The 20,800-nt window shown below is 71.5% G+C and carries 16 protein-coding genes; 8 read left to right on the top strand and 8 right to left on the bottom strand.

Features of this window, described 5'->3' with window-relative positions; genetic code table 11:
* Nucleotides 1–45: 45 nt before the first annotated feature.
* Genes JQX11_RS14630 through JQX11_RS14615 form a run of 4 tightly spaced genes read right to left on the bottom strand, consistent with a single transcriptional unit; the run spans nucleotide 46 to nucleotide 3,750 of the window.
* Nucleotides 46–1,566 (bottom strand): flotillin family protein, encoded by a 1,521-nt coding sequence (locus JQX11_RS14630; RefSeq protein WP_204925509.1) that lies wholly within the window; start codon nucleotides 1,564–1,566, stop codon nucleotides 46–48.
* A 28-nt stretch (nucleotides 1,567–1,594) separates the two neighbouring features.
* The gene (locus JQX11_RS14625) at nucleotides 1,595–2,116 is read right to left on the bottom strand and encodes an NfeD C-terminal domain-containing protein (RefSeq protein ID WP_307826197.1); all 522 of its coding nucleotides are present in this window, start codon (nucleotides 2,114–2,116) and stop codon (nucleotides 1,595–1,597) included.
* 30 nt (nucleotides 2,117–2,146) lie between these two features.
* Nucleotides 2,147–3,232 carry a TolB-like translocation protein gene (locus JQX11_RS14620; protein ID WP_204925507.1) on the bottom strand — a complete coding sequence of 362 codons (1,086 nt, stop codon included), beginning with the start codon at nucleotides 3,230–3,232 and terminating at the stop codon, nucleotides 2,147–2,149.
* A complete protein-coding gene (locus tag JQX11_RS14615) occupies nucleotides 3,229–3,750 on the bottom strand; it encodes a SigE family RNA polymerase sigma factor (RefSeq protein ID WP_204925506.1) in 522 nt (173 codons plus the stop codon). Before JQX11_RS14615 ends, JQX11_RS14620 begins: the two co-directional genes overlap by 4 nt.
* A gap of 189 nt (nucleotides 3,751–3,939) precedes the next feature.
* Here JQX11_RS14615 and JQX11_RS14610 point away from each other — a divergent pair, with 189 nt between their 5' ends.
* The 5 genes from JQX11_RS14610 (at nucleotide 3,940) to JQX11_RS14590 (ending at nucleotide 10,264) form a co-directional block, all read left to right on the top strand.
* A complete protein-coding gene (locus JQX11_RS14610; RefSeq protein WP_204925505.1) occupies nucleotides 3,940–4,419 on the top strand; it encodes a methylated-DNA--[protein]-cysteine S-methyltransferase in 480 nt (159 codons plus the stop codon).
* 282 nt (nucleotides 4,420–4,701) lie between these two features.
* On the top strand, nucleotides 4,702–5,493 hold the full coding sequence (locus JQX11_RS14605; RefSeq protein WP_204925504.1) for a hypothetical protein: 792 nt from the start codon (nucleotides 4,702–4,704) through the stop codon (nucleotides 5,491–5,493).
* On the top strand, nucleotides 5,486–7,732 hold the full coding sequence (locus tag JQX11_RS14600; RefSeq protein ID WP_204925503.1) for an NACHT domain-containing protein: 2,247 nt from the start codon (nucleotides 5,486–5,488) through the stop codon (nucleotides 7,730–7,732). Before JQX11_RS14605 ends, JQX11_RS14600 begins: the two co-directional genes overlap by 8 nt.
* Before the next feature lie 65 nt (nucleotides 7,733–7,797).
* On the top strand, nucleotides 7,798–8,799 hold the full coding sequence (locus tag JQX11_RS14595) for a hypothetical protein (protein WP_204925502.1): 1,002 nt from the start codon (nucleotides 7,798–7,800) through the stop codon (nucleotides 8,797–8,799).
* Nucleotides 8,792–10,264 (top strand): DUF4407 domain-containing protein, encoded by a 1,473-nt coding sequence (locus tag JQX11_RS14590; RefSeq protein ID WP_204925501.1) that lies wholly within the window; start codon nucleotides 8,792–8,794, stop codon nucleotides 10,262–10,264. The genes JQX11_RS14595 and JQX11_RS14590 overlap by 8 nt, the downstream gene beginning before the upstream one ends.
* 75 nt (nucleotides 10,265–10,339) lie before the next feature.
* Here JQX11_RS14590 and JQX11_RS14585 read toward each other — a convergent pair whose 3' ends face one another.
* Nucleotides 10,340–11,419: an inositol-3-phosphate synthase gene (locus JQX11_RS14585; protein ID WP_204925500.1), complete on the bottom strand. Its 1,080-nt coding sequence runs from the start codon at nucleotides 11,417–11,419 to the stop codon at nucleotides 10,340–10,342.
* 23 nt (nucleotides 11,420–11,442) lie between these two features.
* Nucleotides 11,443–12,081, bottom strand: coding sequence for a PadR family transcriptional regulator (locus JQX11_RS14580; protein ID WP_204925499.1), 639 nt, complete (start codon nucleotides 12,079–12,081; stop codon nucleotides 11,443–11,445).
* Nucleotides 12,082–12,256: 175 nt separating this feature from the next.
* Here JQX11_RS14580 and JQX11_RS14575 point away from each other — a divergent pair, with 175 nt between their 5' ends.
* From JQX11_RS14575 to JQX11_RS14565, 3 genes are all read left to right on the top strand, one after another.
* On the top strand, nucleotides 12,257–12,703 hold the full coding sequence (locus JQX11_RS14575; protein ID WP_204925498.1) for a DUF5318 domain-containing protein: 447 nt from the start codon (nucleotides 12,257–12,259) through the stop codon (nucleotides 12,701–12,703).
* 197 nt (nucleotides 12,704–12,900) lie between these two features.
* A complete protein-coding gene (locus tag JQX11_RS14570; protein ID WP_204925497.1) occupies nucleotides 12,901–15,837 on the top strand; it encodes a transglycosylase domain-containing protein in 2,937 nt (978 codons plus the stop codon).
* Between the two features lie 165 nt (nucleotides 15,838–16,002).
* A complete protein-coding gene (locus JQX11_RS14565; protein WP_204925496.1) occupies nucleotides 16,003–17,511 on the top strand; it encodes a glycosyltransferase family 87 protein in 1,509 nt (502 codons plus the stop codon).
* A 136-nt stretch (nucleotides 17,512–17,647) separates the two neighbouring features.
* Here the strand turns inward: JQX11_RS14565 and JQX11_RS14560 are convergent, their stop codons facing one another.
* Both JQX11_RS14560 and JQX11_RS14555 read right to left on the bottom strand, forming a co-directional pair.
* Nucleotides 17,648–19,972 carry a hypothetical protein gene (locus JQX11_RS14560; RefSeq protein WP_372444589.1) on the bottom strand — a complete coding sequence of 775 codons (2,325 nt, stop codon included), beginning with the start codon at nucleotides 19,970–19,972 and terminating at the stop codon, nucleotides 17,648–17,650.
* Between the two features lie 6 nt (nucleotides 19,973–19,978).
* Complete coding sequence (locus JQX11_RS14555; protein ID WP_204925495.1) at nucleotides 19,979–20,761, bottom strand: deoxyribonuclease IV; 783 nt, start codon at nucleotides 20,759–20,761, stop codon at nucleotides 19,979–19,981.
* Nucleotides 20,762–20,800: the final 39 nt, after the last annotated feature.

The following is a 20,800-nucleotide window of genomic DNA, read 5'->3' as shown; positions in this document are numbered from 1 at the left end:
GGGGCCGCCCGGCGCACGCCGGACGGCCCCTCGTCGCGCGTACGGTCAGCGGGTTTCGACCGCGCTGCCCTCGACCGGCGGCTTGCCGTTGGCCGGGGAGCCGGACGACGCCGCGCCGAGCTTGGCGAGCAGGCCGGCGAGGTCGATGCCGGTGAGGTCGGAGCCGAGCTGGAGACCCTGGGCCACGTTGCCGGCCACCGACTTGGTCAGCGACGACGCCCCGTCGGTCGAGATCACCGTCAGCTTGTCGATCGCGCCGATCGGGGCGCTGGCCGCCTCGACCACCTGCGGCAGCATCTTGACCAGCAGGTCGAGCACGGCGGCCTCACCGTACGCGGCGAACGCCTCGGCCTTGCGGGCCATCGCGTCGGCCTCGGCCTGACCCCGGGCCAGGATGGCCGTGGCCTCGGCCTGGCCCTCCCGCTCGACCGCCTCGGCGATCGCGGACCGCCGCCGCTGCTCGGCCTCACCCTCCTTGGCGCCCTCGATCGCGTTCGCCTCGGCCAGCGCCGCCCGGCGGGCCCGCTCGCCCTCACCGGTGAGCCGGGCCTGCTCGGCGGCGGCCTGGGCGGCCGCGATGGTGGCCTGCCGCTGCGCGTCGGCGTTCAGCACCGCCGCGTTGCGGGCCGCCTCCGCCTCCTGCTCCACCTTGTACCGGGCCGCGTCGGCCGGCTTGCGCACCTCGGTGTCGAGCTGACGCTGCTTGAGTTCGGCGTTGCGCTCGGCGACCTTCTGCTGCTCGGAGAGGATCGCCTGGTCCCGCTCGGCCTGGGCGAGCGGCCCGGCCGCCGCCGACTTCGCCTTCGCCGCGTCGATCTCGGCCTGGATGCCGGCCTGCTTCAGCGACAGGTTCCGGTTCGCCTCGGCGATCGCCTCCTCGGCCAGCAGCCGCTCCTGCTCGGCCTGCTGCCGGGCGCGGGCCTCGGCGATGGCCGCGTCCTTGAGCACCCGGGCCGCCTCCGGCCGCCCCAGATCCTGCAGGTACGACCCCTCGGCCAGGATGTCCTGGAGCTGGAAGGTGTCCAGCACCAGCCCCTGGTTGGTCATCGAGTGTTCGGCCTCCTCGGCGACCGCGTTGGCGAACGCCGCCCGGTCCCGGATGACCTCCTCGACGGTGAGCCGGCCGACGATGGAGCGCAGCGCGCCGGCCAGCACCTCCCGGGTGAAGTTGTCGATCTCGTCCTGCTGGTGCAGGAAGCGCTGGGCGGCGGCGCGGATCGCGTCCTCGGTGCCGCCGACCTTGACGATGGCCACACCGTGCAGGTCGGCCCGGATGCCCTGCTTGCTGACCGCGCCCCGGATGCCGACGTCGATGCGGCGGCTGGACAGGTCGAGCGACTGGAGCTTCTGCACCACCGGCAGGACGAAGACCGACGCGCCGAGGACGACCTTCTGGCCGGAGTTGTCGGTGGACCGGCCGCCGTCGGCGGTCTGCGTGGTCCGACCCTTGCGGCCGGTGACGATGAACGCCTCGTTCGGGCCGGCCACCTTGATCCGGGAGAGCACGAACAACACGAGGACGAGGGCGAGGACGACCGCGCCGCCGATGGCGATGAGGAGAGGCATGGTGGTTCCGTCTCTGCGAGAAGAGGGGTCAGTAGGTCTCGACGTGCACGCTGGTCTCGCTCAGCGTCTGCACCACGAAGATCTGCGCACCGAGCGGGATGGGCCGGTCGGCGCGGGCGTTGAGTTTCACGGGTTGGCCGGCGACGCGTACCCGGACCTCGCCGTAGCCGGCGGCCGGGATCGGGGTGACCACCAGGCCGAGCGCGCCGACCAGGTCGTCGCGGGTGGGGGTGGCGTCGGTGCGCATGTCGCGCGCCGCCCGGCTCAGCCGCCCCGCCAGCCACGCGGTGGGCACCGCGGCGAGCGCGCCGCCGCCGACGGCCGCCGCGATCATCCCGGGGGTACCCCCACCGAGCAGTTCGTTGACGATGGCCGCGCCGAAGCCGAACGCGCCGAGGAAACCGGCGACAGCCTCGACGGAGACCGGACCGTCGACGTCGGGATGACCGAAATGCAGGAGCTCGCCGCCGAGCAGGGCGAGTGCCAGCACACCGACGCCCGCCCCACCGATGATCAGAAAGATGAGCGTCCCCGTGGCCACGACCTGCACGGTAGCGACCCGGCGCAACGTCCCGCATGATCAGTTGGGGGCGACGGACACCGTCCGTTCGGCCAACTCCCTCGGCAGCGGCAACCGTTGCAGCTCGTGTCCGGCGGGGTCGGCGAGCACGACGTCCCGGTGACCACCCGGCCGCCGGTAGAGCAGCCGGTCGTCGCCGACCCAGGCGACCTCGGCCACCGGCAGCGTGCCGAGCACCGCACCGGTGACCGCGTCGACCAGCAACGGCTCCCGCTGCCCCTGGACCACCACCCGGGTTCCGTCGGGCGACCAGGACCACGGGCCGGCCGGGTCGCCGGGGATCTTCACGAACCGGGTCGGCCGCCCGTCGTCGGCGGAGAAGAACTGCACTCCCCAACGCGGATGGCGGCTGCTCTCGGACTGTGGCGCGAAGCTGTCGGTCAGTGGCAACGTCACCTCCCGGCCGTCCCGGGTCCAGGTGAAGGCGCAGTGGTCGGTGCAGCGGTGCCTGACCGGGTCGATCCGGTACTCCCGGTACCGCCCGCCGACCTCCAGCACGCCGAGGTGGTTCACCCCGTCCCGCCGGACGGTCACCGCCAACCGGCGGCCGTCCGGCGACCACTGGACGTCCAGCGCACCCCGGGCCCGCTGCCAGCGCAGCTTCCCGGTGGCCGCGTCGGCGAGACCGAGCTGGCCGGGGCGCTGCTCGTCCCGCACGGCGGTGACCGTGCCGGTGGGGGCCGGCCACACCTCGGCGTACCCACCGGCACGGACGTAGCGGGACCGGGTGCGGTCCAGCACGTACCCGGTGCCGCCGGTCACGCCGCCGGTGACCACCCAGCCGCCGGGCAGCGCCAACGGCCGGGCCGGCCAGTCGGCACCGGGGGTGGGCAGCAGCGTCGTGCCGGGGGTGGGGCTCGGCGTGGGTCGCACCGGTTGGACCGGGCGCTCCGGCCGGAGCAGCACGAACGGCACCACCAGCGCCACCACCGCCACCACCGCCGTGCCGACCACCGCGACCCGGCGTCGGGTACGCAGCCGACGGCCCCGGGCCAGCGCCGCCAGGGCCAGCCGGGGCGACGGCCGCGCCTCCTCGGCGAGATCGTGTACGGCGGCCCGCAGCGCGTCCTCCGCCCGTCGGCTCATCGCTTCACCTCCGGGCTGCCGATGAGATCGTCGAAGGACGGCACCAGCTCCCGCAGCCGGGCCAGCGCGCGGGAGGCCTGGCTGGCCACCGTGCCGGCCCGGCAGCCGAGGATCGCGGCGGTCTGCTCGACACTGAGGTCCTCCAGGTAGCGCAGCGTCAACACCGCCCGTTGCCGGGGCGGCAGCGTCCGGAGCGCGTCGCGCAACAGCATCCGTAGCTCGCTGTCGTGGCTGCTGTTGCGCTCGCCGGGCCGTTCCGGCAGCACCGCCACCGGGACCTCGCGTCGCCGGGCCAGCCGCCGCCAGCCGGAGACCTGGTCGTGGTAGAGGATCCGGCGTACGTACGGCTCGGCGTCACCCCGGATCCGGGGCCACCGGGCGTACGCCTTGGCCAGCGCGTTCTGCAGCAGGTCCTCGGCGGCGTGCTGGCTGCCCGCCAGCGCGTACGCGACGCGCAGCAGCGCGTCCCCCCGTTCGTTGACGAACGCGGTGAACTCCCCGTCGGTGCCTTCGGTCACCGCTCACCTCCGTACCGAAGACGCTCGGCGGCGGGGAAACCTTGCCCCGTCCACGGGTGTTTCGCCACCGTCGGCTCCGTGGGATGGTCGGCGACGGTCCGGCTGGTCCGCCGTGGCGGGCCGATCCCGCGCCCTCCCCGGGCCCGGCCCCCGCTCCCGGTGCCGGTCGGGACGGGGAGAATGGTCGGCATGCGCTGGACCGTGCTCGACTCGCCGATCGGGGAATTCTCCGTCGCCACCGACGGGACGGCGGTCTGCGGCACGCACTTCGGCCGGGTCGCCTCGGCCGCCGACGAGCCCGCCGACGGGCTGGCCAGCCGGGCGGTCGCGGAACTGCGGGCGTACTTCGCCGGTGAGCTGACCGGGTTCACCGTGCCGGTGACGGTGCCGCGCGGGTCCGAGTTCGAGCGCGCCGTCTGGCAGGAGATGACCCGCATCCCGTACGGGGAGACGCTCACCTACGGCGAGGTGGCCCGGCGGGTCGGCGACCCCGGCGCGGCACGTGCGGTCGGGGTGGCCTGCAACCGCAACCCGGTTCCGGTGATCGTGCCCTGCCACCGGATCGTCGGCGCGGGCGGCAAGCTGGTCGGCTTCGGCGGTGGCCTGCCTCGCAAGGTGACCCTGCTGGAGTTGGAGGCGCGGGTCGCCTTCGAGCGGAGCTGGGGCTGACCGCTTTCGATATCCCACAGCTCTGACGTGCTGTTTTCGTTGCCGGTGTATCGCATAGACAAGTGCGCCGGATAACTGTCTCGCGAGTGGGGCTTCCGTGATCAGGTAGGTCTATCGTGCCCATTGGACGTCAGCGCGATTAGCTGATCTTGCCTTCGCGAACAATGTCATTGAACTGACAGCCGAAAACCCGTACTGGGAGGGGATGTTCCGGCCGGATTCATGGAGAGTGGGCGGGCAGAAATCCAACCCGTTCATTTTTCGCCGGAGAGGGCTGCTTCGTTGCCGAAACACGAGTACTTCGACCGCAAACTCTGTATCTCGGTCGACGCGGAAGGCTATGGCAGGCGGGACGACCGCGCGCAGCAGGACATGCAGGGGGCACTGCTCCGGATCCTGGCGGCGGCAGCCGGCCGGGCGCACCTGGATCGCGCGACCTGGACCCGGCAGGGGATCGGGGACGAGGAGCTGTCCCTGATTCCGCTCGGGCCGAGCGAGCCCCTGGTGGTCGACGACCTTCCCCGGCAACTCGACGCCGAACTGTCCCGGGTCAACTGTGGCCGACCCCCCGACAACCGGATCCGGCTGCGGGTGGCCATGAACGTCGGGGTCGCCTACCCCGCCGACAACGGGTTCGCCGGTCAGGGCGTGGTCGTGGTGAGCCGACTGCTCAACTCCACCCCGGTCCGGCGGGCGCTGAAGGTCGCCCCGTCGGCGAATCTCGCCCTGATCGTCTCCGCCGGGCTCTTCGACGACGTGGTGTGCCAGGGGCACACCACCCTCGGGCCGGGCGACTTCCGCCGGGTCGACATCGCGGAGAAGGAATACCAGGGCCACGCCTGGCTGCGGGTGCCCGGCGTCGATGTGAGTGCCCTCGATCTTTCGGCGGCGGCCGACAGAACGGCGGAGGCGACCGAGCCGGCTGGCACGGCGTCGGCGGCAGCCGAGCCCGCCGACCGGGCCGACGGTGCGACCGCGCCGACTCCGCCTGCTGCGGCGGTGACGAACAAGTTCCACGGCGAGGTGGACGCCCGGTACGCCACCTTCGGCTTCTCCGGCGGCGCCCGTGGTTGACAACAGCGGCGGCCCGCCGGACAGCATGCCGCGCCAGCAGCGGTCGGGTGCTCGCCACCCGGCCGGTGCCGAGCACCCGACCGACCCGGCTGCCGGCCCTCAAGGTGGCAATCCGTCGGGGACGGCAACCGGCCCGGACCAGCCGGCGGCGGGTGCAGCGGAGCCGCCCGGTGCCTCCGGTGGCGACACCAGCGGCCCCCTCGGCCCGGTCGACGACGAGGTCGACGAGGCCGACCAACGGTACGGCGCACGCGTCATCAACAAGTTCTACGGTCAGGTGCACGCGGCCCACGCCACCTTCGGGGTCACCGGTGGTGGTATGGCCACCCCGACCCTGGTCGGTCGGTTGCGTCTGGCCGACATCACCCACGCGCTGCGCTTCTACACCCGCCCCGAGGGCTTCGCCGATGCCCTGGACCGGCTCAGCCGCACGCACCTGACGCTGCTTGTCGGCGCGGAGGGCACCGGCCGCCGGACCGCGACCTTCGCACTGCTGCGTGAGATGACCGGTGCCGGGATGCAGTTCACCGGGCTCTCGCCGGCCATGACCCTGGTCCAGTTGGCCGAGTACCAGTTCGTCGCCGGGCGCGGCTACGTCGTGCTGGACTGGCTGGGCGAGCAGCGCGACGGCGCGGTGCAGGCGTTCGACGCGGAGCGGCTCAGTGAGCGGCTGGAGCAGGCCGGAGCCTTCCTGGTGATCACCACCGAGCCCCGGGCGACGGTCCAGCGTGCCCTTGCCCGCTACGTCGTCGAATGGCACTGCCCCGACTCGCTGGCGGTCCTGGACGCCTACCGGGCCCGTCCCGGCGCGGTGGAGCTGACAGAGCAGGACTGGGACCGGGTTCGGCAGCGGGTCGCCGACCTGAGCCTGCCCGGCGAGGTGGTCCGCCTGGTCGACCGGCTGACGCAGGGGGTGGCGGCGGCCCTCGACGAGGTGGCGCGGAACGCCCGGCGTCGGGTGACGGAGTGGTTCGACCAGACCACCGACTGGGACGAACTGCTGATGGTGGCGGCGCTCGCCTTCGCGTACGAACTGCCGGAGCGGGTCTTCGAGGAGGCGCACGCCCGGCTGCGGGAGATCAATCAGGCCGAGCTGCCACGTCCGCTCACGTCGGGGCAACCCGCTGCGTCGTCCCCGGTCCTGCGTGGTCGACGCCGGCTGGACCGGGAGGGCGGCATCGTCATCCGTCAGGACGGAACCATCCTCGACGAGGGCCTGTTCGGTCGGGAACGGCGCATCGTCTTCACCGATCCGGCGATGCGTGAACATGTGCTGCGGGAGCTGAACGAGTGTGACTACCAGCTCTGGCGGCCCCTGCGGGTCTGGATGCACGAGCTGGCGGCCAACGGCAACCTGGACGTCCGGCTCCAACTCGCCCTCGGGGTCACCCTGCTGGCCCGTAACCGCAGCGCCACCGCCGAGGCCGTCGAACTGCTGAGTCAGTGGTCGGCCGGGCTCGCCGCGGAACGCTTCACCGCCGTCTCGATCGTCTCCTTCATGGCCGGCGACGACGTGCTCGCGCCGGTCGCCCTGCGTATCGCGCTCGATTGGACCGAGCGGCGGGGGGCCAACCGGGCGGTCACGGCGGCGATGGCGCTCGGTGGCCCTCTCGGGGTGCGCTACCCGACCGAGGCGGAGCGCTGGCTGTGGCACCTCTCCACCCGGGGGCAGCGGATCCGCCAGGTCGCCGTCCGGTCGTTGGGACTGCTCTTCTGCACCACCGCCGCCGATCCCGACGGTGCCGTCGCGCTCGTCGAGCGCCTGCACGTCCGGCTCTGCCGGACCCTGGAGCGGGCCGAGGACCTGGACAGCGGTGGGCACGCGATCGCGGCGGTTCTGGAGATCCTCTCGGTCGAGCACCTCGACCGGGCCGAGCCGATGGTGGCGTATCTGCTACGGGAACGTCCGGCGGTCACCGGCACGGTCGGCGCGCTCTGGGCCGAGGTGCTGCGCAGCCTGCCCCACCGGGGTGCGGCCATGGACGCGCTCCGCACCACCCTCGGCGCGCTCGCACACACCCCGGAGGCCGCCGACGCGGTCGGCACCCTGGGGGACGCCGTGCGGGAGAAGCTCCCGCCGCAGGAGTGTGCCCTGCTCCGGCGGGACCTGGAATGGGCCCTGCGGAACCCGCTGGGGGACGCCGCCCGGTACCGGCCGGTGGTTGCCACGCTGCTGAGCGCGTTGACCGCGCCGTCGCCGAGCCGGCCGAGGGTGCCGGCGCGCTCCGCCCAGCGCTGACCCCTCGACATCGGTCGGACCGACATTGGTCGACCTCGAACCGACACCAGGGAAGGAATTCCATCATGGGATATCCCGTGCTCTTCGAGAAGACGCTGCCGGTGGTGCCGCGTCGACTCCTGTTCACCGCCCGGCGTGACCGGGCCGACCTGCCGGACCTGCCCCCGGGGGCGGTCTACGTCTTCAAGGTCGACGGCCGGCAGCGGCTCTACGGCGACCGACACCTCGACCTTGCCGACCCGACAGTGGTCGAGGCGGTTGCGGTCAGTCTGGTGCTACGTCGACCGGCGCTGATCACCGCACAGTTCACGATCCCCTCCACCAGCGCGGCCGACGACTTCACCGTCGCGGCGACCTTCCGCTGCCAGGTGCTCGCACCGGAGGCGGTCGCCGAGTCCGGGCTGAGCGACCTGGCCGCGCTCCTCACCAGCCACCTGGCCCAGGACCGGGACCTGAAGACCCTGGGACTGAGCTACCGCATCGACGACATCAACGAGGTCCGCCGGGTGGTCGACGCGCAGATCACCGCGTACTGCACGCTGGTGCCGCCGAACGTCCGGGGCATGTCGATCGAGCTCAACTCGGTTGTCGTGGACCCGTCCCGTGACCTGCGCGAGCAGAGTCGCCGGATCAGGGACAAGAAGTGGCAGCACGAGGAGGGCCGGCTCGACATGGCCTGGCAGGACATCGAGGTCCAGCGGTACCGGGACCTGATCGCCGCCGGCCCGGCCCACGTCGACGCACTCGGGATCGCCCGAAACGAGATCAACGTGGGTCAACTCTCCGACCGGATGCACGACGACGACCGGGAACGCCGTCAGCAGCTCGGTGCCACGCTCCAGATGATGGTCGACCGGGGCTACTTCGACCGGATGCCCATCGACCCGGTGCGGCTGCTTGACGAGGTTGCCGGACGCAGCATGGGCGCCGCCCCGTCGCGCATGCTCGCCGAAGGCACGGAGACCGCCGGTGCGGTGGGCGCCGGCCCCCGTGCCAGGCCTGCCGCGGAGCGCGACACCGAATCGACCGAGCCCGACCCGATCCCCAGTGAGGAAGACATTGCCTGACCAGCAGAACCTGTCGACCGACCGTCGTCTGCGTCCGCCCCGGCTGCTCCGCGCCCTCGCCGGCGTGGACGAGTCCCTGCTCCGGGAGGTCTGGCACGAGCGGGCCCGGCACACCGCCCTCGGTGGGGTGGTCCTCGGCACGGCCGTGATCGCCGGGTTCTCGATGTTCGTCGCGGTCAGCCAGTCACTCGGTGCGGTTTCCCTGCTGCCCCTGTTGCCGGCGCTGCTCTGGGCGTTGTTCGTGCTGAACCTGGACCGCCTGCTGGTCACCAGCATGGTGGGCAGCGCCCGGCGGTTCGGTTCGCTGATCATGCGGCTCACCGTGGCGCTGATGTTCGGGTTCATCATCGCCGAACCGCTGATCATGCGGATCTTCGAGACCGCGATCGAGCAGCACATCCGGGACGAGCGGAGCGTCCAGCTCGACACCCTGCGGACCAACCTGGTCAAGTGCAACGGCGAGGATCGGGCGATCTCCCCGACCGCCGCGGTCTCCCCCGAGTGCCGGGACTACACCCTCACCTTTGCGGTGACCCCCGGCTCGACCCAGCGGGAACTTGCCGGAGTCCGCAGCGAGGTGGCGGCCTTGACCAAGGTGGTCACGGCGGACAGCGCCACGCTCAAGAAGCTGGAGAACGACGCCATGAGGGAGTGCGGGGGCGGCGGTAGCGCACGGGACGGGTTCAGCGGCCGGCGGGGCGACGGCGATCTCTGCCGGCTACGCCGGGAGGCCGCTGAGAAGTTCACCAGGACGAGCCAGGTGGGGGAGAACACCAGCAAACTGGCTGCGCTGCGGGACCGGCTCGGCGCACTGGAAGGGAGCCTGAGCACCGCCCGCGCCGATTTCGAAGCCGATCGGAGCACCCAGATCGATCAGCGGGTCGCCGAGGCCCGCAGCCATCAGGGCCGGATCGGCTTCCTGGAGCGGATGGACGCTCTGCACACCCTCTCCGGCAGCAGCTTCGCGCTCTTCGTCGGCACCTGGGCGATCCGGTTCTTCTTCGTAGCCGTCGACTGTCTGCCGGTGGTGGTCAAGTTCTTCGGCGGCACCAGCGGCTACGACGAGGTGTTCAAGCTCCGGGCCGGGGTGGCCCTGCGGACCTTCGCCGAGCGGATGACCACCGAGGAACGGCGGCTGGCCGAGGGTTACCTGGCCGAACAGGACGAGATCGAGCGCCGGTCCCGGATGAGGCGTGCCGAGCACGAACTGTCCCTGACCGAGCACGAGGTGGGACTGCACGCCCGGCGCGGAGACGCGGTCAGCGCGTACGCCGCCGAACTGCTGCGCGGGGCCGGCGGCCGGCCGCGATCCGCCGCCACCGACCCCGTGCCGCCGTTTTCCAGCACCGACGGGCCTCAGGCCCGCCACCAGAATCTCCGCGACTACCACGACGAGCCCGAGGGCCCGGCGGAGTCCCGCCGAGGCGGCACCAACGGCACCCACCTGAGCGGTCTGTTGCCCTGAGCACACTCTGTCAGGGCGACACGCGAGGGCCGGGTCCGTACGGACCCGGCCCTCGACGGTGCGGTGGTCGGTGCGTCAGCGCTCGACGTCGCCGGTGATGAAGCCCTCGACGGCGGCGTGCGCGTCGTGGTCGGCGTACTGCACCGGCGGGGACTTCATGAAGTACGAGGAGGCCGACAGGATCGGGCCACCGATCTTGCGGTCCAGCGCGATCTTCGCGGCCCGGACGGCGTCGATGATGACACCTGCCGAGTTCGGCGAGTCCCACACCTCGAGCTTCAGTTCGGCGTTGAGCGGGGTGTCGCCGAAGGAACGACCCTCCAGACGGATGTACGCCCACTTGCGGTCGTCCAGCCACGGCACGTGGTCCGACGGGCCGATGTGCACGTCGCTCTTGACCATCTCGTGCGGGATCTGGGACGTGACCGACTGGGTCTTCGAGATCTTCTTCGAGACCAGCCGGTTGCGCTCCAGCATGTTCATGAAGTCCATGTTGCCGCCGAAGTTGAGCTGGTAGGTGCGCAGCAGCTCGACCCCACGGTCCTCGAACAGCTTCGCCAGCGCGCGGTGCACGATGGTGGCACCGACCTGGCTCTTGATGTCGTCGCCGACGATCGGCAGGCCGGCGTCGGTGAACTTCTGCGCCCACTGCGGGTCGGAGGCGATGAAGACCGGCAGCGCGTTGACGAAGGCGCAGCCGGCGTCGATCGCGGCCTGGGCGTAGAACTTCGCCGCCTGCTCGGAACCGACCGGCAGGTAGCAGACGACCACGTCGACCTGGGCGTCGCGCAGCGCCTTGGTCACGTCGACCGCCTCGGCGTCCGACTCCTCGATGATCTCGCGGTAGTACTGGCCCAGGCCGTCGAAGGTCGGGCCGCGCTGGACGCTGACGCCGGTGGGCGGTACGTCGCAGAGCTTGATGGTGTTGTTCTCGCTGGCGACGATCGCCTCCGCGAGGTCCATGCCGACCTTCTTGGCGTCCACGTCGAACGCCGCGACAAAGTCCACGTCCGATACGTGGTAGTCGCCGAAGGTGACGTGCATGAGACCCGGGACGCGGTCGTTCGGGTCGGCGTTGCGGTAGTACTCCACGCCCTGCACGAGGGACGAGGCGCAGTTACCCACACCGACGATGGCGACGCGGACGGAGCCCATAGCGTCTGCCTCCTTCTTCTTCATCACGGCCGCTCTTTCCTGGACTCTCCAGGCGGAGGCGGGCTGTTGTTGTCTCGTGGACCGTCGGCCACCCCGGGTCGCGGGGCGGTCGGGGCACGGCCGGAGCGCTCGTTGGCGATGAGCTCCTCCAGCCAGCGGACCTCACGCTCGCAGGCGTCGAGGCCGTGGCGTTGCAGTTCCAGGGTGTACGCGTCGAGCCGCTCGGCCGCCCGGCCCAGCACGTCCCGAAGTCCTTCGCGACGTTCCTCGATCGTGCGTCGGCGGCCCTCCAGGATGCGCAGCCGGGTCGCCTGGTCGGTGCGGGCGAAGAACGCGAAGTGCACGCCGAAACCCGTGTCGTCGTACGTCTCCGGCCCGGCCTGCGCGATCAGTTGGGCGAACCGTTCCTTGCCCTCGGCGGTGATCTTGTAGACCACCCGACCGCGCCGGCTGGTCAGCGCGGGAACCTCCTCGGCGGTGGCCGGTGCGTCGGCGGCCTCGGTGATCCAACCCGCCGCCTGCAACCTGCGCAGGGTCGGGTAGAGCGAGCCGTAGCTGATCGCCGCCCGGATGGCGCCGAGCTTGGCGGCGAGCTCCTTGCGGAGTTCATAGCCGTGCATCGGGGACTCCTGGAGGAGGCCGAGGATGGCGAGTTCCAGCACGGGCCACCCTTCCCCTGCCGTCGGGGCGGAAGGTCAACCGCCTCGATGTATCGGACCGATACATCGCACGTTAGTACCTCGATCGGCGTCCGGGCAAACCCCGGTTGTGCGCCGACCTATTCACGGATCGTGACGGTGGTCGCCCCGCCCGACCGGAGCGCGTACCCTTTGCCGCATGCGTACGTCTCGCCAGGTGGTCGACTACTCGCTCCAGAAGCGGGCAGTGCTGCGTGACCTCCACGCCGGGCGGGTCGGCACGTACGACGTCTGCGACGCGTCGCCGTACCTGAAGAACGCGGCCCGCTTCCACGGCGAACCGACCGACCAACGGTGTCCGATCTGCCGGAGCGAGAACCTGACCCACGTCCACTACATTTACGGGGACGAACTCAGGCAGTCGGCGGGCCAGGCGCGTTCCCTGGCCGAATTGCCCGTGCTGGCGATGACGCTGCGTGAGTTCCAGGTCTTCGTGGTGGAGGTGTGCCTCGGCTGTGACTGGAACCATCTCGTCGAGCAGTTCCTGCTCGGCCGGGACGGGCTGGCCGAGGGCGGCCCGGAGCAGGGGGTGGCGGACGCCGCCACCGCTGCCACGCAGGGGCGAAGGCGAGAGGCGCAACGGTGAACCTGGCTGATCCGGTCGATTCGGGTGGCGTACGACACAGTCACCGTGACCGGCGGCACTTCGGCCCGAATGGCCCGAATGATGTGGAATTTGCAGCGCGTCCCCGGCTCCGTGCCGGCCTCCCGACGCGTGTGTCAACTCACGGCAACCCGGTGGTGACGCCCCCGCGTCCCACCGCGACCGGCAGGGTGTGAGGAATGAACTCGTACGGCGATCCCAGTTCCCCGCGTGCGCGGGCCCAGGTTCCGGGTTCGAACGGCGGCCCCGGACCGGGGGCGGACGACGGGTACCCCCGGCGGGGCGGTGACGCCCGGGGCGCGGCCCCGGCGGGCCGGGCCTCGGTCGGCGGTGCCGCCCCCACCGGGCGGGCTTCGGCGGCGGTCCCTCCGCCGCGCGCGACAGGTGGTGCCGCCGGATCGGCCTCCGTCGGCCGGGCCGTCCCGGGCCGGGCCTCGGTGCCGGTCTCGCCGGCCGGGCCGGGTCGGGCGTCCGTACCGGTCTCCCCGGCCTCGCCGGGATGGGGTGGCCCGGGTCGGGCGTCGGTGCCGGTCTCCCCGGCGGGCGGGCCTTCCGGCCGGGCCTCGGTGGGAACGGCCTCCGCGGGGCGGGCCAGCGTCGGCGCGGCCTCGGTCGGCTCCGCCGGGCGGGCCTCCGTGGCGCGGGCCGGTGTCCCGCAGGCCGGCGGGCCGGGTGGCCCGAACGGGCCGAACGGGCCGGGCCGTGGCTACGGCGGTGCGGGTGGTGGGCGCGGGCGTGGTCCGGGTGACCCGGACGCGATGGCGCGGGCGAAGCGGCGCAAGCGGATCAACCTGTTGATCGCCAGCTTCGCGGTCTTCATCATGCTCGCCGGCCTCGGGGTGGTCGGGTTCACCTACTACTCCACCACCGTGGTGCTGCCGAACCAGATCAAGCTGCCGCTCGCCACCACCATCTATGCGAGCGACAACAAGACGGTCATCGCCAAGGTGGGCGAGCAGAACCGCACCTTCGTCTCGATCAACCAGATCCCGCAGCACATGCGGGATGCGGTGGCGGCGGCGGAGGACAAGAACTTCTACGAGCACGCCGGTGTCGACTACAAGGGCATCGCCCGTGCCGCCTGGAACAACCTCTCCAACGGCGACAAGCAGGGTGCCTCGACGATCACCCAGCAGTACGCCCGCAACGCCTACGAGAACCTCCAGGACGACTCGTACGCGCGGAAGGTGAAGGAGGCGATCGTCGCCTCCAAGCTCAACGATCAGTTCACCAAGGAACAGATCATGGAGCACTACCTCAACACCATCTACTTCGGGCGTAACGCGTACGGCATCGAGGCGGCGGCGTGGGCGTACTTCGGCAAGCCGGTCTCGAAGGTCGACGTGGCCGAGGCCGCCGTGCTCGCCGCGTTGATCAAGCAGCCGGAGCCGAGCAGCACGCACAAGGGCTTCGACCCGTCGATCAACCCCACCGACGCCAAGAGCCGCTGGGACTACGTCATCAAGAACATGATCGAGATGCGCTGGGTCGACGCCCCCGGCCGGCCGGCGCATCCGACGGAGTACCCGACGAAGACGTTGCAGACCCCCAAGGAGTCCCGGTCGGGCGTCAAATTCGGGGTCAACACCCCGATCGGCAACGTCATCAACTACGTGTCGGCGGAGATGCGGGAGAAGAAGCTCTGCACCGACAACGACGCGGAGGTGACCGAGCGTAAGCCGCGCTGTTCGGCGATGCTCCGCGAGGGTGGTTACCGGATCAGGACCACGATCGACAACAAGGTGCAGAAGGCCGTCACCGGTGCCGCCCAGCGCAGCACCAAGGGCTCGGAGCTGGACGGCGCCCGCAAGAATCTGATGGCCGCCGTGGTCTCCATCGACCCGCGCAACGGTCGGGTGCTCGGCTACTACGGCGGGGACGACGGCACCGGCACCGACTACGCCGGCACCAACACCGACACCAACGGCAACGTCACCGGTGGGCACTCGCCCGGCTCCAGCTTCAAGATCTACACGCTGGCGGCGGCGCTGGAGGCCGGCAAGTCCGTCGAGTCGCGCTGGAAGGGCCGGGCGTTCACCCCGGAGGGCGTGAAGTTCCGGGTCAGCAACGCCGGCACCGACAATCCCAGTTGCGGGGACTCCTGCACGCTGCGGGAGTCGACCCTGAAGTCGCTGAACGTGCCGTTCTACCACGTCAGCCTGGACATCGGGCCCGACAAGATCGTCGACATGGCGGCCAAGGCCGGCGTCAGCATGATGTGGCAGACCAACGTGAACCCGCCGAAGGGGCACGACCTGACCAAGGAGAAGGCCGCCGACCTGGCGCCCGACCCCTTCTACCACGTGGTCGCCTACGGCCAGTACCCGATCACCGTGCTCGACCACGCCAACGGCATCGCCACCTTCGCCAACAAGGGCATCTACAACAAGGCCCACTTCCTGATCTCCGCCGAGAAGCAGAACAAGGAGACCGGTAAGTGGGAGAAGCTCGGCGGCGAGCAGCTCAAGCCGCAGAAGCGGATCAACCCGGACGTGGTCGCCGACGTGACCGACGTGCTGAAGGACTACCCGGGCCGGATCAACCACACCCTGGCGGACGGCCGGAAGTCGACCGCCAAGACCGGCACCTGGGAGCTCAAGGAGGGCACCACCCAGAACGGTGACGCCTGGACCATCGGCTACACCCCGCAGCTCGCCACCGCCGTGTGGGTGGGCAACAAGGGCAAGCGGGAAGCGATCAAGCTGAACAACGGCGACAACATCAGCGGTGCCACCATGCCCGGCGAGATCTGGGAACGGGTCATGAACGGCGCGCTCAAGGGTGAGGACAAGCTGGACTTCCCGCCGGCGGCGAAGGTCGGCGACCCGGAGTCCGGCAACGGCACCCCCCCGCCGCCCCCGCCGCCGCCGCCGAACCCGAACGGCCAGAACTGCGCCCCGACCGACCTGCAGTGCCTCCTCGGCGGTGGGAACCAGGGCGGCAACCAGGGTGGGAACCAAGGCGGCAACCAGGGTGGGAACCAGGGCGGCAACCAGGGTGGTAATCAGGGAGGGAACCAGGGGGGCGATCCGCCGATCCCGCCCAACCCGAACCTTCCCGGCCAGAACGGCGGGAACGGCGGCGGACTGCTGCCGACCCCACGCGCCCGGGACTGAGCCGAAAGCCGTACCGACGAGCGTCAATGCCGCTGCCGGCGACCCGCAGACCTGCGGTCGCCGGCAGCGGCATGTCGCGGGTGGGTGCTCCGCGTCGGGCGAACGGAGTCCGCACCGCAACATGCTGCTCGTCCGGGAGCCATTCATAGGGCAGGATGCATTCTCATGAGCACCCAGCCGACGGCCGGCATCGACGACGCCGGGAGCAGCGACCACCCGTCCCGATCGGACGGCTTCGTCCGAGGCGTCTCCGAGGCGATCGGCGGACCGCTCGGCGACCACGCCGTCGCCGTCGACCGGCCCGCTGGTCGGGAGAGTCGGTTCTGGACGGCGGCCCGGATCGTGCTGGCCCTGGCCTGCCTGACCCTGGCGCTGCACTGGGTGCAGAAGGCACCCTGCCAGAACGGTGCCTGGCAGAACAACATCCAGTACACCCGGATGTGCTACACCGATGTGCTGGCCCTCTACTACGCCGAGGGCCTGCACGAGGGCAAGGTCCCCTATCGGGACCACCCGGTGGAGTACCCGGTGCTCACCGGCTACATGATGGGCGCGCTCGGCCTGCCGGTGCACTCGCTCGGCGTCGACGACCCGACGATCAACCAGGGGCGCTGGTTCTACAACGCCAACGCGTTGACCCTCGGCGCGCTCGCCGTCGCCACCGTCGGGGTGATCCTCGCCCTGCGCCGCCGACGACCGTGGGACGGAGCCCTGTTCGCCCTGGCCCCGGCGTTGTTCCTCACCGCCACCGTCAACTGGGACTTCCTCGCCATCGGGCTGGCCGCCTTCGGGCTGGCCGCCTGGGCGAAACGACAACCCGTCCTGGCCGGCGTCCTGCTCGGCCTCGGCGGCGCGGCGAAGATGTGGCCGCTGTTCCTGCTCGGCCCGATCCTGATCCTCGGCCTGCGCGCCGGTCGGCTACGGGCCGCGCTCACCGCCGTCGCCACCGGCCTGGTCGCGCTGGTCGCGGTGAACCTGCCGACGGCGATCCGCTACCCCGACAACTGGGGACGGTTCTTCGAGCTGAACACCACCCGACCCATCGACTGGGGCACGCTCTGGTACATCGGGCGGTACCTCGACGGCAAGGTGAACACCGGCAGTCCCGGCGACCAGGGCCCGTTCCAGTGGCTGAACGCCAACATCCCGACCCTCAACAACCTGTCGTACGCCCTGTTCGGGCTGGCCTGCATCGGCGTGGCCGTACTGGCGCTGCGGGCACCCCGACGGCCCCGGCTGGCCCAGCTCGCGTTCCTGGTGGTGGCCGCCTTCCTGATCTTCAGCAAGGTCTGGTCGCAGCAGTTCGTGCTCTGGTTGCTGCCGCTGGCGGTGCTCGCCCGTCCCCGCTGGGGCGCCTTCCTCGCCTGGCAGTTCGCCGAGGTCTGCTACTTCGTCGCCTTCTACGGCGAACTGCTCGGCTCGGCCACCAGCCGCCCGGTCTTCCCCGAGGGGGTCTTCGTGCTGGCCTCGTCGCTGCGGCTCGGCACGGTGGTGGTGCTCTGCGTCCTGATCGTCAAGGACATCCTGCACCCGGAGCGCGACGCGGTCCGCCAGATCTATCTCGACGATCCGGACGGCGGCGTGCTAGACGGTGCCCCCGACGCCCCCTGGCTGGACAGATTCCGCCGCAAGACCCCCACCCCCGAACCCGAACCAGCCCCCACCCCCGCCTGAACACCCCCCGACCAACGCGCAAGTCCGAGACGGCCGTGCGCACGTCAGGTTTGCGGGGAGCCCAGCCGGCGCAGGGATCAAGCCTGACCGCCCGGAGCCGGCTGGGCTCCCCGCAAACCCCCACCGCAACCCGACCTCAGAGACGGAACACGACGGCGTTGCCGACCTGCTGACGGGTGATGCCCAACTGCTCGACCGGCGCGTCCACCGTCACCTCCCACGGCGTGCCGACGATCTGGTCCCGTAGCACCACGACGTTGCGTACGCCGAGGGTGCGCAGGTAGTCGACGCTGGTCTGGTCGGGGAAGGCCGCCGACACCCGACGCACGTCGTCGAGTTGCTTCGGGGTGAAGCCGCTGCCCCCGTTGACCACCTGTTGGAAGCGGGTGGTCGACCAGAGCATCACCGGCTGGTCCTGGTTCTGGCCGCTGGGCAGCACCAGCAGCGGACCCTCCACCGTGCGCATCGCCACCGGCTGCTCCGGCACGACCGGGTGCGGGGTGTCGTTCAGCCCTTCCACCAGCACCAGCAGCAACGGCAGCAGGGTGACCGCCCGCAGCCACGGCGACGGCCGGGAGGGCACCCGGTCGGCGCTGATCTCGCGTACCCGCCGGGCGAAGGCGCTCACCGCACCGGCCGCGAGCAGGCCGAGCAGGAGCGTCGTCCAGAGCATCATCCGTCCCGGCGTACGCAGCCCGTTGAAGCCGGGCAGGTGCTCGAACAGCGGGGCGTAGGTGAAGGTGCCGTCGAAGAACCGGGTCCCCATCGCGATCACCATCGTGACGATCACCCCGGCGAGCATCAGCAGCCGGTGCCGCAGCCGCCACACCGAGAAGAAGAGCCCACCGGCCGCCAGCGCGTACAGCACGAAACCCGGCAGGAGGGTCATCTCCGGGTGCCAGGGCAACGCGGCCCGCGCCCCCTCGTGCAGGCCGCCCCAGATCCACGACTCGGCGGGCGCGGTGAAGAAACCACTGGCCGGCGGCGAGTAGACGCCGATGTCGCCGAGCGTGCGTTCCGCGTTCGGGTGCAGCTCGGCGACCTTGAAGTACGGCACCGCCAGCAGCGCGCCGACGGCGGCGAAGAGCAGTCCGCCGACCAGGTCGGCGACGAAGAGCCGGCGACCGAAGGGCCGCCGCACGCGTCGCCGCCGCCAGAACCACACCGCCGCCGAGACCAGCAGGGTCAGTGCGAGGACGTACGCGAAGACCAGGCCGATGCCGAAGCCGAGGCTGAGCTGCCAGGCGGCCACCACCCACCCGGCGTACGCCCAGCCGACCCGGCGGCGTTCGGGGCGGTAACCGTGCCGCAGTGACCAGCCGTGGCCCCGGGCCAGCATGGCCAACGCCAGCGGGATACCACCATTGGAGACGATGTGCAGGTGCCCCGCCTGGGCGAGCAGCCACGGCGCGTACGTGTAGCTGACCCCGGCGACCGCCGAGCCGATCCGGCCCGCGCCCAACTGTCGGGCCAGCACGTACGCCCCGAAGGTGGCCATCGCGTGGGCCAGCACGAACATGATGTTGTAGCGGAGCACGGCGGCGTCCGGGCCGGTGCCGAGCAGACCGGCCGGGGCGTACCCGAGCAGCATGTCGGAGAAGGCGAAGCTCCACGGTTCCGGGAAGAACGTGTTGGACTGGAACAACTGCCCCGGATTCGTCCGCAGGGCGTGCCCGGACCAGGCCATCTGCCACGCCTGCAGGCTCGGGTCCCAGTAGTCCTGGGGGAGCGTGTAGAGCGGATAGCGCAGGGTCGGCCAGGTCATCCCCACGGCGAGGGCGAGCGAGGCGAGGACGGCGAGCGTCCACTCGTGCACCAGGAACCGGCCGGTGGCGCGGACGGCCCGTCCGGTGCGGCCGGGCACCGGCTCCGGCGCGGGTGCGAACGAGGTCCACGGATCGGCCTCGGCCGCCGGCTTCTTCTCTCCGTCCCCGGCGGGCCCGTCGCTCCGGCCCTTCCCGGGCCCGTCCTGCCCGGTCCTGCTTCTGCGGAACTTGTCCTTCCAGGTCCGGCGCGTGCCGGTCCGGTCGGGTGTGCCGGCCTGACCGGCCGCTGCCGCAGTCGCTCCGGCCTTTTCCACCGTCGTCCCGGACGGCTGGACCTCCGTCCCGGCCGGCCCAGGCGCAGCCCCGCCCTTACCGCCCCCGGCCCGGCCCTCGTCGGCCTCCGGACCGGCTCCGTCGGGCTTCGGACCGGCTCCGGCGGGCTCCGCGCCCGATCCGTCGGGCTTCGGGTCGGGCCCGCCGGGCGTCGCACCCGATCCGGCCGGCCCCGAGCCGGCTCCGTCGGGCTTCGGGTCGGTTCCGTCGGTCGGGGACGGGTCGGTCCTGCCCGGCTCCGGGCTGTCGCGCGCGTCGGGTGCCGGCCGGTCCTGCGGCGACCCTGTCCCGCCCGCGGGGGTCGGGTCCGTACTGCCGGTCTGCCGTGGGGGTGGGCTGCCGCCCGTCGCGTTGGTGGTCATCGGCGTTCAGGCTCCCGTGCCGAGCTGTTCGCGGAGGAAGGCGATGTCCGCGCCCTGACCGGTCGCCCCGCCGGGGGTCTCCACGATGACCGGGGCGTCGGCCGCCCGGATCACCGCCACCAGCAGCTCCGGGTCGATGGTGCCGCCGTCGAGGTTGTCGTGCCGGTCCTGCCCGGAGTTGAACCCGCCCTTGGAGTTGTTCGCGTGCACCAGGTCGATCCGGCCGGTGATCGCCTTGACCCGGTCGACCAGGTCGAGTAGCTCCTCGCCACCGGCGTACGCGTGGCAGGTGTCGAGGCAGAAGCCCACCTCGTAGTCACCGAGGGCGTCCCAGAGCCGGGCCAGCGCGTCGAGCCGCCGGGCGCATGCGTTGTCGCCACCGGCGGTGTTCTCGATCAGGACCGGGACGGGGAACCCACCGGAGTCGGCCGCGTACGCGAAGGTCTTGCGCCAGTTGTCGAAGCCGACCGCGAGGTCGTCACCGGCGTTGACGTGGCCGCCGTGCACGATCAGCCCCCGGGCGTCGAGCTGCGCCGCCGCGGTGGCATGGCCCAGCAGGAGCTTGCGGCTGGGGATGCGGATCCGGTTGTTGAGGGTGGCCACGTTGATGACGTACGGGGCGTGGACGTAGACGTCGACCTCGGCGGCGCGCAGCCGGTCGGCGTCCTCCCGGGGTTTCGGGGCCTTCCAGCCCTGCGGGTCGGAGAGGAAGAACTGCACCGCCTCGGCGGCGCGGGTGGCCGCCTCCGCCAACGGGTCGGCCTGGTCGACGTGGGCTCCGATACGCATGCAGGCGAGCCTACGTCCCGCCCCCGACGTGCGAGAGGT

Source organism: Micromonospora humida (assembly GCF_016901255.1).
GTDB lineage: Bacteria > Actinomycetota > Actinomycetes > Mycobacteriales > Micromonosporaceae > Micromonospora > Micromonospora wenchangensis.
This window is presented reverse-complemented; position numbering and strand designations above follow the sequence as displayed.